Origin of the sequence: Parascardovia denticolens DSM 10105 = JCM 12538, from assembly GCF_001042675.1 — a bacterium.
In the GTDB taxonomy this organism is placed as follows: Bacteria; Actinomycetota; Actinomycetes; order Actinomycetales; family Bifidobacteriaceae; genus Scardovia; species Scardovia denticolens.
On record NZ_AP012333.1, the window covers coordinates 173,093 to 187,139 of the forward strand.

At 62.7% G+C, this 14,047-nt stretch carries 16 protein-coding genes and 1 tRNA gene; 12 read left to right on the forward strand and 5 right to left on the reverse strand.

The features are described 5' to 3' along the window. The first annotated feature begins 129 nt into the window (after positions 1-129). Positions 130-203, forward strand: a tRNA-Lys gene (locus PSDT_RS00695). Here PSDT_RS00695 and PSDT_RS08460 read toward each other — a convergent pair. Continuing rightward, on the reverse strand, positions 165-506 hold the full coding sequence (locus tag PSDT_RS08460) for a helix-turn-helix domain-containing protein (RefSeq protein ID WP_143828326.1): 342 nt from the start codon (positions 504-506) through the stop codon (positions 165-167). The two genes, PSDT_RS00695 and PSDT_RS08460, sit on opposite strands and share 39 nt — an antisense overlap. Before the next feature lie 97 nt (positions 507-603). Here PSDT_RS08460 and PSDT_RS07960 point away from each other — a divergent pair, with 97 nt between their 5' ends. The 11 genes from PSDT_RS07960 (at position 604) to PSDT_RS08630 (ending at position 10,321) form a co-directional block, all read left to right on the forward strand. Continuing rightward, positions 604-828, forward strand: coding sequence for a helix-turn-helix domain-containing protein (locus tag PSDT_RS07960; protein ID WP_190273303.1), 225 nt, complete (start codon positions 604-606; stop codon positions 826-828). Positions 829-1,067: 239 nt separating this feature from the next. Further along, a complete protein-coding gene (locus PSDT_RS08715) occupies positions 1,068-2,261 on the forward strand; it encodes a helix-turn-helix domain-containing protein (RefSeq protein ID WP_006289482.1) in 1,194 nt (397 codons plus the stop codon). 40 nt (positions 2,262-2,301) lie between these two features. After that, positions 2,302-2,823 carry a WhiB family transcriptional regulator gene (locus tag PSDT_RS00710; protein WP_169309816.1) on the forward strand — a complete coding sequence of 174 codons (522 nt, stop codon included), beginning with the start codon at positions 2,302-2,304 and terminating at the stop codon, positions 2,821-2,823. Between the two features lie 17 nt (positions 2,824-2,840). Then, positions 2,841-3,050: an LPXTG cell wall anchor domain-containing protein gene (locus PSDT_RS00715; protein WP_006290770.1), complete on the forward strand. Its 210-nt coding sequence runs from the start codon at positions 2,841-2,843 to the stop codon at positions 3,048-3,050. Positions 3,051-3,198: 148 nt separating this feature from the next. Then, positions 3,199-3,453 (forward strand): hypothetical protein, encoded by a 255-nt coding sequence (locus tag PSDT_RS00720; protein ID WP_397224607.1) that lies wholly within the window; start codon positions 3,199-3,201, stop codon positions 3,451-3,453. A 9-nt stretch (positions 3,454-3,462) separates the two neighbouring features. Continuing rightward, positions 3,463-4,341: a type IV secretion system protein gene (locus PSDT_RS00725; protein WP_006290769.1), complete on the forward strand. Its 879-nt coding sequence runs from the start codon at positions 3,463-3,465 to the stop codon at positions 4,339-4,341. 19 nt (positions 4,342-4,360) lie between these two features. Continuing rightward, on the forward strand, positions 4,361-4,774 hold the full coding sequence (locus tag PSDT_RS00730; RefSeq protein WP_006289487.1) for a PrgI family protein: 414 nt from the start codon (positions 4,361-4,363) through the stop codon (positions 4,772-4,774). A gap of 172 nt (positions 4,775-4,946) precedes the next feature. Further along, positions 4,947-7,283, forward strand: a complete 2,337-nt coding sequence (locus tag PSDT_RS00735) for a VirB4-like conjugal transfer ATPase, CD1110 family (RefSeq protein ID WP_006289958.1) — start codon at positions 4,947-4,949, stop codon at positions 7,281-7,283. Between the two features lie 5 nt (positions 7,284-7,288). Further along, a complete protein-coding gene (locus PSDT_RS00740; protein WP_006290767.1) occupies positions 7,289-8,920 on the forward strand; it encodes a CHAP domain-containing protein in 1,632 nt (543 codons plus the stop codon). Between the two features lie 15 nt (positions 8,921-8,935). Beyond that, positions 8,936-9,592, forward strand: a complete 657-nt coding sequence (locus PSDT_RS00745; RefSeq protein ID WP_006289489.1) for a hypothetical protein — start codon at positions 8,936-8,938, stop codon at positions 9,590-9,592. Positions 9,593-10,192: 600 nt separating this feature from the next. Further along, the gene (locus PSDT_RS08630) at positions 10,193-10,321 is read left to right on the forward strand and encodes a hypothetical protein (protein ID WP_006290765.1); all 129 of its coding nucleotides are present in this window, start codon (positions 10,193-10,195) and stop codon (positions 10,319-10,321) included. 75 nt (positions 10,322-10,396) lie between these two features. Here the strand turns inward: PSDT_RS08630 and PSDT_RS07885 are convergent, their stop codons facing one another. The 4 genes from PSDT_RS07885 to PSDT_RS00770 form a co-directional block, all read right to left on the reverse strand. Beyond that, a complete protein-coding gene (locus PSDT_RS07885) occupies positions 10,397-11,080 on the reverse strand; it encodes a Fic family protein (protein ID WP_006290764.1) in 684 nt (227 codons plus the stop codon). A gap of 99 nt (positions 11,081-11,179) precedes the next feature. Further along, positions 11,180-12,859: a VirD4-like conjugal transfer protein, CD1115 family gene (locus tag PSDT_RS00760; protein WP_006290763.1), complete on the reverse strand. Its 1,680-nt coding sequence runs from the start codon at positions 12,857-12,859 to the stop codon at positions 11,180-11,182. Continuing rightward, positions 12,856-13,320: a hypothetical protein gene (locus PSDT_RS00765; RefSeq protein ID WP_006289493.1), complete on the reverse strand. Its 465-nt coding sequence runs from the start codon at positions 13,318-13,320 to the stop codon at positions 12,856-12,858. The genes PSDT_RS00760 and PSDT_RS00765 overlap by 4 nt, the downstream gene beginning before the upstream one ends. Next, positions 13,317-13,664, reverse strand: coding sequence for a single-stranded DNA-binding protein (locus PSDT_RS00770; protein ID WP_006289494.1), 348 nt, complete (start codon positions 13,662-13,664; stop codon positions 13,317-13,319). Before PSDT_RS00770 ends, PSDT_RS00765 begins: the two co-directional genes overlap by 4 nt. Between the last annotated feature and the right edge of the window lie 383 nt (positions 13,665-14,047).

The window sequence follows — 14,047 nt, forward strand, 5'->3', positions numbered from 1 at the left end:
AAACGGCGGCTGAAACTGATGGTCTGGATCACGCAACACGCCGGATTTTGCCTCCGTCGTTATAATGAGTATAGTGGGTACTCGGTTCTCGTAAGAGAGCCGTCCTGAGCATCTCACGCTCAGGTAAATGCCCCTTTAGCTCAGCTGGCTAGAGCAGCGGACTCTTAATCCGCGTGTCGAGGGTTCGAGTCCCTCAGGGGGCACGGTTTGGAAGCGAGGTCATCGTTCAGCGAGGTCCATGGTTCAAATCCATGCCCCGCTACCAGGAAAGTCTCAGGTTTCACATGAAAAAAGTCTGAGGCTCTTTCTATATCATCAAGCGTCCATGTTGTTTTCCCTGCTAGCTTCGAGGAAAGCGTCGGCTGAGTAATCCCAAGAACCTTTGCTAAATCTTTTTGATATACATTTGTAATTGCCATTGCCACTTTCATATTTGTTGTGACATTGTTCCTTAGATGCAGATGCGTTTGTGCGGCAGTCATCTCTATAGTCTGTATTTCTTCCATATTTAAATTATCGAATATTTCATTGACAAATACAAAATAGACACGCCGGAATAGATTAAATCTATCTATTTTGCAGTACTATATAGATATGGTCAATATGGATTTAAATAAAGATAGTCTCAAACGAAAAATTCGCATATTTTGTGCAGAGCGAAATTGCACGATGAGCCAGGTTGCAAAAGAGATAGGAATTTCCCAGCCGACTCTTTCGTCGAAACTTAATGGGCACACTCGTTTTTCCGCTAATGAAATCATCGGTCTTGCACATCTGCTTGGCGTCACTCCTAATGATTTATTGCTTTCGGATCGGGGGGTGGAGTGATGTGTGTTTTTGTGGCTGGTGTGGGAGGCCCCCAGCGGGGGTGGCCTGCTGGGGGTGGTTTCCAATATTCATGGTTTTTGGATTTGGAAAGAGGGGCCGGGTTGGTTGGCGGCCCGTGCTCGAGTTTACGGGATGTTCCTGGGATTGGTGGCCGTTCGGCGTGTCGTGAGGCTGTCTTGCGGGCTGCTTGTTTGCGGTCTCATCCGTCGTATCGGGTTGGGAAAGCTGAGGTGATGTGAGTGAGTTGGCAGGCGAGTAGTTGGGCGTTGAGGGAGGCTCCGGCGGCGACTCCTTATGCGCGGCTTGTGTTGATGGCGTTGGCGGATCGTGCGCATCCGGATGGGTCGCGTTGTTGGGCGCGTGTGGAGGTGTTGGCCGCTGAGGCTCATTGTTCCCGGCGGACGGTGATCTCCTGTTTGCATTCGTTGGAGGAGTCGGGGGCGATCAGCCGGGGGGATCAGTCGTTGGCGTGTTATGACGAGCGCGGCCGGTATCTGGCTCCGCAGCATCGGCCGATCGTGTGGAACCTGAACATGGGGGTGACTTTGGAGTCTTTGGAAGAGGATCCCGACGTGCATGAGGGGCCGGATGGTTTCGACCGGCCGGATGCTGGTTCTAGGGGTGCAAAAGTTGCACGTCTGGAAAATGGCGGGATTCCAACGGTTTCCAGAGGTGCAGAAATTGCACCTCGGAATCCCAGAGGTGCAAATGATTGCACGTCTAGAGGTGCAAACTGTTGCACCTCTAATAAGGAAGAACAGAATATAAACATAACTACCCCCCTAGGGTCCCCCCAGCAGGGGGACGCCGACCAGGGTGAGGGTGATGACGGCTGCTCTGAGGGGCTTGCCGAAAAGGCTGGTCGTGTGGGGGAGGTGTTGGCCGCGGCGGGCGTGGTGTTGCCGGCTGGGTGGCCGGATCGTCGTGAGCTGCGTTGTCTGCGCGCTCTTCTTGGCTCGTACGGCCTGGATACGGTGCTGGCGGTGACCGGCTGGGCTGTCGGCCGGTCGTATTGGCTTCCCCGCGTCTCCTCGCTGCGTGGCTTGGCTCGGGTGTTCGAGCAGGCGCGCTTGGAGATGATCTCGCAGCGGAATCCCGGCCCGGCCGGGACGGTGGGCTCGCGGCCGGCGCATCGGCATTCGTGGGCGTGCGAGCATACGCTCGCCGCCGTGGGCGCGTCCTGTCAGGATGATGTGTGCGCTGATGGCGGGTTGTTCGCCCGGGCGGTGCGAGCGGCCCGGCTGTTGAACGAGGGGCGCGATCCGGATTCGGTTTGCGGCCTGTTGGACGCCGCCCAGGATGAGGGGAGGGGTTCTCCCGCTTCGCCTGCGGGTCTTGCTGCCGTCCCTGGCTCTGGTTGCGGGGGCTCGCCTGCCGCGCCGGCTGGTGCGTCTGGTGGTGGTTTCCGGTCCCGGTTCAGCCGGTTCCGGTGAACAGAGTAATGATCCATGGTTTTCGTTGATGGAGGTTGGTATGAACGGTTTTCGCAGGACCGATTCCGCCGGTAAGGGTGTCTTCTCTTGGCTGGGGCGGGCGCGGTGTCGTAGCTTGTCGCGCCAGCGGGCGGATGAGCTGTTTTTCGCGGATGGTCGGCGGCCGGATACGGTGGCTCACGCCCGCCGCTTCTGCGCGGGTTGCCCGGTGAGGTTGGAGTGCGCCGCCTTGGGGGTTGCGGTGCGTGCGGAGTTCGGCGTGTACGGGGGTGTCCCCGGGTATGCGCGTAAGACGCTGTTGGCGTGGCTGCATGAGGCGCGGCCGGAGGTGGATCTGGCGTCTTTGGGCGAGGTGGATCTTTTCCGCCTGGCGGCCGGGTGGATCGAGGAGGATCCGTCGGTGTTGGGTCGTTCGATTCGGGAGGCCAGTCGGCGGCATAACAGCGCGTACCACCGGCGGCGTCACGCCACCCGTACCAGTGTGGATACGCCGCCTGAGGCGGCGGAGGACGCGCGGTGGGTGGAGGTGCCGTCCGGCTCCTGGCAGCCCACCCTGTTCTAGGAAGGGGGGTGTGTTGTATGCGTGATGGTGATCTGCTGGTGGAGCGTGTATTGCTGCTGGCCCGCATGCGGGCGGTGGCGGCGGCCGTGCCGGCGGCGGCTGGTGGGCCTCGTTTGGCGCAGACGGGCGTGGACGCTTCGCGCGCCACGCTGGTCGGCCTCATCCTGGCCGGATTGGCTGTCGGGTTGCTGCTGGTGCGCCGCCGGATGGCGGCCGGCCGCGGCTGAGCCCTTTTTATGTCCCCCACCGCCCCCGCCGCGGGACGATGATAAGGGGAACCCCTTCCCGATGGGGGAGGGGAGGCATCGGACAAAACCGAGTAAACAGCAAGAACAGGCTTGGCCTCCTGGCTGGGCCGTTGAGTGCAAGGAGTGCATGATGCAGGATATGATTCTGGCCGCCGGACAGGTGGCCGTGGCCGCGGCGGGCGGCCAGGTGGTGACGGACGTGTTGAACACGCTGTCCACGTGGGTGATCATCGGCGGCGGCTTGTGGGGCGTGTTCGGCGGCGTCACCCTGGCCGGGGGGTTGAAGGACCACGCGGGTCCTCAGATCCAGTCGGGCGTGTGGCAGCTGGTGGGCGCGGGGATCATCATCGCCGTGGCCGCCATCTTCAAGACACTCGTATAGAGGGTTCCGATGCTGAATCCATTCGACGGGCTGAAGGATGGTCTGAAGCTGCTTTTGAACCAGATCGGCAGCGGTGCGGGCGGGAGCGTGACCGACCTGCTGACCAAGACCCCGGCGGGCCAGTATCCGCAGGCGTACAGGACGGTGACCTCGATCGCGACGACCGCGGTGAAACCGGTGGCGATGACGGTCCTGGCCGTCGTTTTCAGCCTGGAGGTCCTGAAGGCGAGCCGGCATGTGGAGGATGACGGGACTCGCGGGGTCAGGACGATCGTCTCCTCCTTGTTCAAGATCATCCTCATCTACCTGGCGGCGACTAACGCCGGCTGGCTGTGTCAGCTGATCACCTACCTGATCCAGCAGATGGGCACGGGGGTGTCCAAACTGGCCACGGCTGTCGCGCCCGGCGGCGGCGGGGGAGTGGAGGATCTGGGGGACAAGATGCTCCAAGCCGGCAAGATCGATGACTCCAACACGTTCCAGCAGCTTTTGGCGGCGATCTTGCTGATCATCCCTTTCATCATCTCCAAGCTGGCGGAGGTGGCGGTGAACCTGCTGGTGATGCTGCGTTTCGTCGAGCTGCTGATCCTCACGGCTTTCGGCGCCCTGCCGATCGCCTTCCTCGGCTTCGATGGGACGAAAAGCTGGGGTGAGGGGTACATCCGCGAGTACGCGTCCTGCGCGTTCAGCAACGTCACGCTGCTGATCGGATTGGGCGTGTATAAGGCGGTGGCCGACGACCTGTTCAAAGTGGGCGACTTGGCGCATCTCACGTTGAATCAGCTGGTCTTCCAGCATTGGCAGGCGCTGGTGGAGATGAGCGTCCTCATGATCGGCTTGGTGCTGATCAGCCAGAAGGCGTCGAAGGCCCTGTTCGGGCAAGTCTAGTAAAAGGGGAGGTTTTCTCATGTTGGTGATGGATGTTCCCACGGACATCAATCAGGTCGATCCCAGGCAGTGGTTCGGCTATACGGGCCGGCAGCTGGGGTGCCTGGCGGGGGTGGGCGTGTGCGCCGTCGGGGCGATCGTCTGCCAGTTCACGGTGGGCGGCCAGGTGGCGGATACGGTGAACCAGGTGGTGATCATACCGATCGCGCTGCTGGTCTTCCTGGGCTGGTTCCGCAAGAGCGGCCTGTCCTTGGAGGATTGGCTCTCCCGCTATTGGCAGTGGAGGATGGTCCTGTCCCGGCGTCCCCTGCTGTGCCAGGGGAGCATCCCCTCGCAGCGGCGGGTGGCCCGCCGGGAGTTGAAGAGGGTGGATGAACACGCCGCGGCCGCACCCACGCAGGGGGCGCACGCCCCGGACGCCGGCCACCCATGAGCGGCGCGTCTTTTATCGGATATCGGATTAATCGGATGATTTTAGGTTTTTTAAGGAGGTTTCCCCCATGTTCGGATTACCGGTGAAGGATAAGGAAGGCAAGAGCGCGCCGGCGGGCGCGGATAGGAGGCGGGCGCGGCTGGCGCGCCGGCGGGCGGCCACCGCGTCGTCGATGATCTTCCTGGATGGTTTGCGACCGGATGGCGTCGCCTATGTGGGCGACGGCTGGTGGAGCGTGACCGTGATGATCAGTGACGTGAACTACCAGCTGGCGACGGTGGAGGCTCAGAAGAAGATCCTGAACGGGTGGATGGGCACGTTGAACATGTTCGACGAAAACACGCGTATCCAGGTGACGTCCGCGAACCGGGTTCTGGATGGGGCCGGCTTGTCGCGCGGCGTGCGCATGGAGGGGCGGGGCGACCGTTTGGACGCGTACCGGCGGGCGTTCAACGATCTGGCCGGCGGCCAGTTGAAGGGGTTGGCGTCGAGCACGGTCACTGATAAATATGTCACGATTTCCGTTCAAGAGGCGGATCAGGACAGGGCGGTGGGCCGTTTGAACCGGCTGGTCGCTTCCCTGCGGTCTCAGCTTGCCGCGATGGGCTGCCAGGCTGACCAGTTGGATAGGACGGGCCGGCTGCGGGTGTTGCATTCCATGCTGCAGCCTGGGGAGCCGTTCACGTTCAGTGAGGAGGCTTTCGCCCGGGCGCCGAAGGATATGCGGGCAAAAGATTTCATCGTGCCATGGGCGATGGATTTCACGGATAAAGACCGGATCAAGCTCTCCAGCATGGATGAGGTGTGGATGTCCCATGTCTGGCTGGATTCGTGGCCGGCGCAGCTGACGGATACGCTGGTGTCGGATTTGGCGGATATCACCGCCAGTATCGTGGTCACCGTGCATATCCGGCCGTGGGATAGGGCTGATGGCCTGGAGAGGGTGAAGGCGAAGCAGGCGGGGGTGAAGAGCGAGTATGACCGGAGCGTGCAATCCCTTGCCCGGCAGGGGCTGACTGCGGAGAGCGTGCCGGATTCGATTACGGAGCGGGTGGATGAGATGACCAGCCTGCTGGACCAGCTGCGCAGTAGTAATCAGCGGATCCTGGATACTTTGGTGTTAGTGAGTGTGAGCGCATCAAGCAAAGATGAACTTGATATGGTGATTTCCGAAGTTCAAAGAGTCGCTCGACGGCTTTCCTGCCGGATGAGCGTGACCCGGTACATGATGCCGGAGGCGTTGAACGCCATGCTGCCTTTGGGCGATAATAGGCTTCCCATGAGGCGTGCGTTGACCACGGACAGCGCGTCGATTCTCATCCCGTTCACCGCTCAGGAGATCATGGAGCCTCATGGCCTGTTCTATGGGGTGAATGAGAGGAGCGGCAATCCGGTGATCGTGAACCGGGCGGCGCATATGAATTCGAATGGGTTCATCCTGGGTACGACCGGGTCGGGCAAGTCCCAGTCGGCGAAGGCGGAGATCGCGCAGCGCGTCCTGGATTCGGCGGACCGGGTGGTGATCATCGACCCGGAGCATGAGTACGTGCAATTAGCGCAAGCTCTTGGAGGCACGGTAGTCACCGTTTCGGCGGATTCCGCCCAGCATATGAATCCTTTGGACATTGATCTTATGGGGTCGGATGAGACCGACCCGGTTCGCGCAAAAGTTTCGGTAGTGCTTGATTTACTGGGATCCCTGATGGGAGGGACGACTGGTCTCAGTCAACTTAAGCGCAGCATGATCGACACGGCGGCCATGAACGTGTACCGTATCGCCCGATCTCAGCTCAATGCGACTGGACGGTATGACCAGCCGACTCTCGTGGATTTGAAAGAGCAAATTCGTCGCCTGTACGTGCAGGTGGACAACCCATCCCCGGAAGCGGCCGACCTGGTCACCGAACTGGAGATGTTCACCACCGGCTCCTCGTCGGGTTTCGCCCACCGGACGAACGTGGACCTGACGGGCCAGTTCCTCGTGTTCGACGTGTCCGCCCTGGCCGGTGAGGTGCAGACCTTCGGCATGATGGTCATCCTGGACCAGATCTGGAGCCTGGTACGCGCCAACCGGGACACCGGGTTGCGCACCTGGCTGTACGTGGACGAGTTCCACCGCTTCTTCCATAACGAGTATTCGATCCGCAGCTTCCTGGACATCTACAAGCGGGCCCGCAAATACGGGCTGGGGGTCACCGGTATCACGCAGAACATCGACGAGCTCTTGAGCAACGATCAGGCGCGGCTCATGCTGTCGAACGCGGACTTCCTGCTGCTGATGAACCAGAAGACGACGGACGCGACCATGCTCCAGGAGCTGCTGGAACTGTCGGACGAACAGGTGAGGCTGATGACAAACGCTCGATCGGGTAATGGGCTCTTGAATACGAACGGAGTTTCCTTGGGAGTGGATAATCGGATGGATCAGGGGAACCTGCTGGCCCGCCTGTACTCGACCCGGTTCGGTGATAGCCTCCCGGTCCTTCCCACGTCGAGCGTGAAGGAGTAAGCGTCATGCCTGCTTATGAGCCGGGGGAGCATCTGGCTTCCGATAACCTGTATGTGCAGGCGTCCAGCGCCCGCCAGGCCGCCAAGGTGACCGTGAAAACCGTGAAGACGGCCGCCGCCGGAGCCGCCACCCCGGTGGGCAAGGCGGCGGGCGGCGTGGCGCATGGGGTGAAAGCCGCCGTCAGGCGGGTACGCCATGGCAAACGCCTGGGGCCGAAGATCACGGTGAAAGGCCGGTTGCAACGCCGCCTGTACCTGGCCAAACGCGGGTTGAAGGCCGCGCCCAGGAAGGCGGGCAAACGGGTGGCGAAAGCGGTGGGCGGTTCCCCCGCCGCCTACGCGAAGGGCGTGAACCGCATGTCCGACGCGGCGACGCGGGCGCTGCAGACCTCGGCCGGCGACGAGACCAGCCAGGTCGCCAGCCAGGCGACCGCCCAGCTGGCGAAGACCCCCGCCCGCGGGGTGAAGACCATCCGCGGCACCATACGCAGCGCGAGGAAGGCTCGTCGGGCGGTGAAAAGGGCGCGGCTGGCCGTCAAACAGGTCAAATACGCGCGCACCGGCATACAAGCGGTGAAGGCCGTCGGCCAGGTGGTCGGCAGCTCCCTGTCCGCCCTCGGCATGATGGTCCTGCCCCTTTTGGCCGGCATCCTGGCCATCGTGGCCATCGCCGGCATGTTCACCAGCCTGATCCCCTCCGGCGCGGCCGCCTGCACGCCGCAGCAGGTGCAGGCCGCCAGCTTCGGCGCTTCCAGCGGGAAGCTGGAAGGGTTGGCCACCAGCCAGCGGCTTGGAGCGAGTGTCGTGGACTACCGGAAGATGGGGATCAGCCCCACCTGGTTCGAGAATGATGCGAGCGGCTACCAGTATGAGCAGTGCACCTGGTGGGTGGCCAACCGGTGGAAGAGCCTCGGCCTTGAGGTGGACCATCATATGGGCAACGGGGCGCAATGGGCCGCCTCGGCCAAACGCCTGGGCTACCCGACGGGGACCACCCCCCGGCTGGGGGCGATCGTCAGCATGCAAGGCGGCGTGCTGGGCGCGTCCCTCGGCCCCTACGGGCATGTGGCGGTCATCGAGCAAATCGACAAGGACGGCAGCGTCTGGGTGAGTGAGTCCGGCACCATCCTGTTCGGCCGGTATCACGCGCCGATCCTGAGCAAATACACCAAGAGCCAGCTGGACATGGCCTCCGGACGCTACACGTACATCTACTCCACCCGGGGCAAGCCCGCCGCCCAGGCGTCCTCCGGAAGCAGCGACTCCTACGATTCCTACGGCTGCCAGGCGGATGATGGCCAGGCGGGCGACACAGGAGCGTCCAGCAAGGACGCGAAGGCCGCCCAGGCGTACGCGCACGAGCAATGCGTGAAACGGTATGGGTGGGGCGAGACGGACTGGACGGCGCTGGTCAAACTGTGGAACAAGGAATCCGGCTGGAACTATCGGGCGGTGAACAAGGGCAGTGGCGCGTATGGCATCCCCCAGGCCCTGCCCGGCGGTAAGATGGCCAGTAAGGGGGCCGATTGGAAGACCAACCCCCACACGCAGATCGACTGGGGCCTGCAGTACATCCACGACCGGTACGGGTCGCCGTCCGCCGCGTGGAAGCACAGTCAACAAACCAACTGGTACTAAAGGAAGAAGGCAAACATGGACAATCAAGGCAAGAAGGACAGCCGGCTCATCCTTTCCGGCATCGTCGGCGTGATCCTCCTGGTGATCATCGGAGTGCTGGCGGGAATCCTCATCGGCTCCCGCGCCTCCCGGCCCGCCGCGCAGGCGGCGGCATCCACGACGGTGTCCGCCGCGCCGAAGGAGACGATCGATCCCCGGTATCTGTGGCATGGGATGGACATCCGCAAATCCGGCACGGGCGTGTATCCCGGCATGAGCAAGGAACGCGCCTGCCAGCAGGTGGCTACGGAGGCCGCCTACTGGCTGATCAACGGCACCGAGCCGGATCGGACGAAACAGATCTTCCAACGGTTCTTTTTACGTACCGTGGAGGAAGCCAAGGGTTCAACCGCGCATTGGATCGATCACGCCGAACCACCCTACGTGGCCAAGCGGTTCGACTCCTCATCGCTGATCAACCAGGAAGGGCCAACCACGGCATGGTGCGCCGTCGCGATCGATGGCGGCCAGCACCGCCTGGATGGGCAGACCGTTTCCAGCCAGCAGCCGGAGAAAGGAACCCTCATCATGCAACTGTCTCGCAAGGATAAGACCAGCGCGTGGAGCGTAATCAGCTTGTGGTACAACTACGATAATTACGAGTCCGATATCAAGCAGCAAGGAAACGACTAGTGGACTCTGACCCTATGACGTGCCCCCGGTGCGGCGCCTTGGCCGCTTCCGGGGCTCTTTTCTGCCCGGTCTGCCATGCGCCGCTGGCCGGACAAAAGGACGGGGACCACGACCTGTCTTGGCAGGATCCCGCGCCAGGCATCCAGGATGACGCCCACGCGCCGGCTGCCGCGGCGGGGGCCGCTTGTGGGCCGGGTCGTCGCCGGCGGCTCCTGCCGGTAGCCGTCCTGGTGGTCGTCTCCGCCATCCTCCTGCTGGCTGGTGGCGTGTGGTGGGGTTTGCAGTCCGCGCGCGGCGTGTTCGACTCCTATATGGCGGCCATCGCCTCCGGGGACGTCCGCCAGGCCGACCGGCTGTCCCTCGGCTCGCAGAAGGCGGGTCTGACGGTCGCGCCCGGCCGGCGTATCAGCCGGGTGGCCGTGTCGATGCGCGGGCGGGACGCGGCCCTGGTCTCCTGGAGTCTGGATGGCCGACGCCAGGAGGCGATTATCCGGGCGAGGAGAGTCGGAGCCGCCTACTGGAAGGTCAGCCAGGGACTGGCACGGAAGACCAGGATCAGCGGCATCACAGCCGACGTGACCGTGGAAGGCCACCGGCCTGTTGCCCGTCACCTGCACCTACACCTTCCATCAGGGGGATGCGGAAATCACCCGCAGCATCCAGGTCACCGGCTTCGCCAAAGGCGGCTGGAGGGAATCCGATGGCAGGATCCTGATCACCTTCCAGTAGCTCCGGGTAGCAGGATGCCCCCACCAACAGGTGGGGGCATCCTTTTGTATGGATCGCCTGGTTTTCACAGCCGGTTCATCGTGAGCGTTGGGAGCGTGTGGGGATGGGGTGTCCTTGGCGGTCGAGGCCGCGCAGGCGCGTGTTGTAGGAGGCGAGGAGGTCGATGACCTGCGGGTCGTCGTCCAGGTACCAGGCGCTTAGTTTCGTGTTGAATTCTTGTTTTTCGGGGTCGGTGACGGGGACGGTGAGGACGTGTGGCTGGTGGCGCATGATGAGCAGGCCGTTGGCCGCGAGGAGTGCTGTGCGCTTGTTGCCGTCGCCGAAGGGTTGTATTTTCGCCAGCTGGGCGAACAGTCTGGCCGCGTCGAGCAGGTTGCCTGGGCTGCGGGTGGCGTCCTCCAGCAGTTTCGTGATGGTGTTCTCGTCTGGTATGGGTGGGATGTAGTCGCCTTTCATGGTGTGTACCATGATGTTGGATCTTTTGCGCAGCGCGCCTGGGTCGAGGGCGGCGGTGCGTGTCATGCTGGCGTTGATGTCTTTCAGGTAGTCGAGGGTGAGCCCGTGGGAGTAGTCATAGTGGAGCATGCATCGGGAGGCGGCTTGGAGGTCTTGCAGGAGGGCGAGGTCGCCTCGGGAGCCGATGACGTGGGGGTTGTGGGTGGTGAGGAATTCCTCGGTGGCGATGTAGGTGGATGCGAGGTTGTCGAATGTGTGTCCCATCGAATAGAGCAATCCGGTTATCTGTTTGGTGGTGAGCATTTTCCTTTCCTTTCGGCCTCACATGGTTCAATGACTTGTATCCTACCACTGTCTGCCCATCCGCATGGCGACGGTTCTCCTTCCAGGCGAAGGGGAAGGTTAGTCGAGTTTTTTGCTGTGGAAGGGTTTCAATCCTCGTAGGATGTAGATGCTGGTGGTGTTGTCGAGGCGGCCGAGTTCGTCGGGGGTGAGGAGTTCCCTTTTCTGGCTTGATTGTTGGATGCTGTAGGAGCCGTTGGTTCCTCGGTTTTCCGTGGTGCTGCGTGTGGTGATTGTTTGGCTGCCGAGGATTTCGCTGTACCATTTGGTGGTGGTCAGGTCGTTGCCTCCGAGGAAGAGTTTGCTGTCGCAGTTGGCGGCGATGGTCTCCCAGTCGTCCTTGTAGAGGGCTTTGATCTGGCTGATGGTCTGGAGGATGACGCTGACGCTGATGCCGCGGCTTCGCATGGTGCTGATGAGGGTGGGGAATCCGGGGATTTTGCCGATGTTGGCGAATTCGTCGAGCATGCAGTGCAGGGGGATGGTCAGGCTTCCGGTGGGGTTGTGGTCGGCGCGGTAGGTGGCCGAGGTGAACAGGCATTGGTAGAAGATGGCGGCCAGGTAGGTGAAGGTCTGGTTGGTGTCGCTGATGATGATGTAGATGACGGTGGGCTTGTCCCCTACGGTGTCGAGGCGCATGGTGTCGTCGGAGAGGATGTCCTGGATGCGGTGGGTCATCAGTCCTGCCGTCTGGTTGGCCAGGGTGGTGATGATGCTTGCCCTGGTCTCGGCGGGGCCTTGGCTGTAGGTGCGGTATTGGGAGCAGGCGAAGGCGAGGCCGTCGAGGGCTCGGCGGGCTTCCTCGTCGTAGTCCTCTCCGGCTTGGTGGGCGTCGTCGATCCATTCGTTTGTTTCGTTCATGAGGTCGTCGATGGGGCTGGCCTGGTCGGGGTCGTTTTCCGAGGCGCGCATCCGGCTGAGCATGCTGGTGACGTTGTTGAGGCTGCGGTCGGCTGGTTCGGCGCTGAAGTAGGTGTAGGCGAGCAGGCTGGTGAGCAGGCTGCGGGCGGCTTTGTCCCAGAAGTCGCCGCTGGTTTTGTTTTTCCCGGTGTTGGTGAGGATGTTGTCGGCCAGGCGCATGATGTCGCCTTCCGGGTCGTCGGGGTTCATGTAGTCCAGGGGGTTGAAGTGGTCGGAGGAGGCCATGTCGATGAGGTTGAAGGTTTTCACCTGCCATCCGACTTGGCGCATCATGGTGGCGGTGCGGGCGCGTATTTCGCCTTTGGGGTCGGTGATGGCCAGGCTGATGGGCGTGTGGTGGCGGGCGAGGTTGGTGAGGTTGGGTAGGACGTAGCCTCTGGTTTTGCCGCTTCCGGATGCGCCGGTGACGAGCACGTTGAGGTTGCGGTGGGTTTTGTGCGTGTCCAGGCTGAGCCGTTGCGTGGCTGTCATGAGCAGGGTTTTGCCGGGGTCCTTGTCCGTGTAGGGGGTCATGTCTTTGGGGTCGGCCCAGGCTGCGGATCCGTGTTCCTCCCCGTCGCGGCGGGTCTGCCGTCCGGCCCACTGGTACAGGAGGGTGAGCAGGATGAGGGTGGCGGCGATCAGGGCGGCGGTCAGGTCGATGCGGTTGAGGCTGGGCCGGGGGTTCTTCCAGGCGTCCAGGCTGGCGTTGAGGCTGCGGGCGGGGTCGTGGCTGGCCTGCCAGGTTTGTCTCACCGGCCGGCTGATGATGTCGCCGGCCCAGGCGGCGATCAGGGGCGGGATGATCCATGCCAGGGGATGTTTTTTGCTGCTTGTCATTGGTTTTCTCCTTGAGTGTCGTCTTCTTCTTCCTGTGTCCATAGGGGCCTGTCCACCCAGGTGGGGGAGGGTTGGGCGTGGTCTTCCTGCTGCTCGCGCCAGCGGGCGGCGGCCTGTTGTTTGATGTGGTGCATGAGGGCTTGTTTCGTCCATTTGTCTTGCCCGTCTGGCGGGCGGAATCTTCGTCTGGGGTCCGCCTGCTGTAGGGCTGCCAGGCGGAGGGCGTTGGCCTCCATCCGGCTGGCCTGCTCGAGGGCGTCGCTCATGGCTTGCTGCTGGGTTTGCTCGTCCACGTCCAGGCTGTCGGGCGGTTCTTCCGTCGGTTGGGCTTGGTTGGGGGTGAGCGTGCGCCGGGGCGGGCGCGGCCAGGCGTCGCCCGCCTGCTCGTCGTCCTCGTCCTTGCTGGTGGAGCGTGTTGGCCAGGCGGGGTTGGCGTGGCTGGGGGTGATGAGGATGCTCATTGATGGCCGTCCTGTCTGCTGGTGTGGGTGGCCATGTTGAGGATGCGGATCTTCATGTTCTCCTCCCGTCCGTCCAGGCTGGTGGTGGCGGGCGTGGTGATGACGCCTTTGATGATCACGTCCTGACCGGGTCTCCAGGATTGGCTGGCGACCCAGGCGGCGGTCTTCCGGGTGGCTTTCGCCTCCACGTAGATGACCTGGTCCGCCTGGTCTTGCCGGCTGGTGTGGCAGGCGATGGTCAGGTAGTAGACGGCGCCGCCCGCCGTGGGCGTGTATTGGCGTGGCGGGCCGGTGAGGTTGCCGTCCAGCCAGACGGCGTCCCCCGCGTGCGGTGGGTTGTCCATGCTTCTCCTTTCCGGGGCCTGTGTCCGCTTACGTCTTCTATCTTCGCCCCGCGGCGGGCGGGGAGGGGGACATAAAAAGGGCTCCGGAAGACGGCCTGGCCGATTGGTCGTCTTCCGGAGCCTTTCTCCTGGTGTTTACCTGCTGCGGGGCGGTCGAGGCCGACCGGCCGGGTCAGGCTTGTCCTGGGCCGGTTCCCGCTCCTGCCTGTGTGTGAGGCTGGGGTGCAGACGTCGGCGGATTTGGGGGTCGGCCGCCTGGTAGATGCGGTCGGCCAGGTGGGTGATGATCCTCTCGGAGAGGGCTTGGCGGGCCAGTCCTGTGCGGCTGTCCAGCAGGGTGGCCAGGGTGGGGTCCTGTGTGAGCAGGCCGCTGGCGGCTTGGT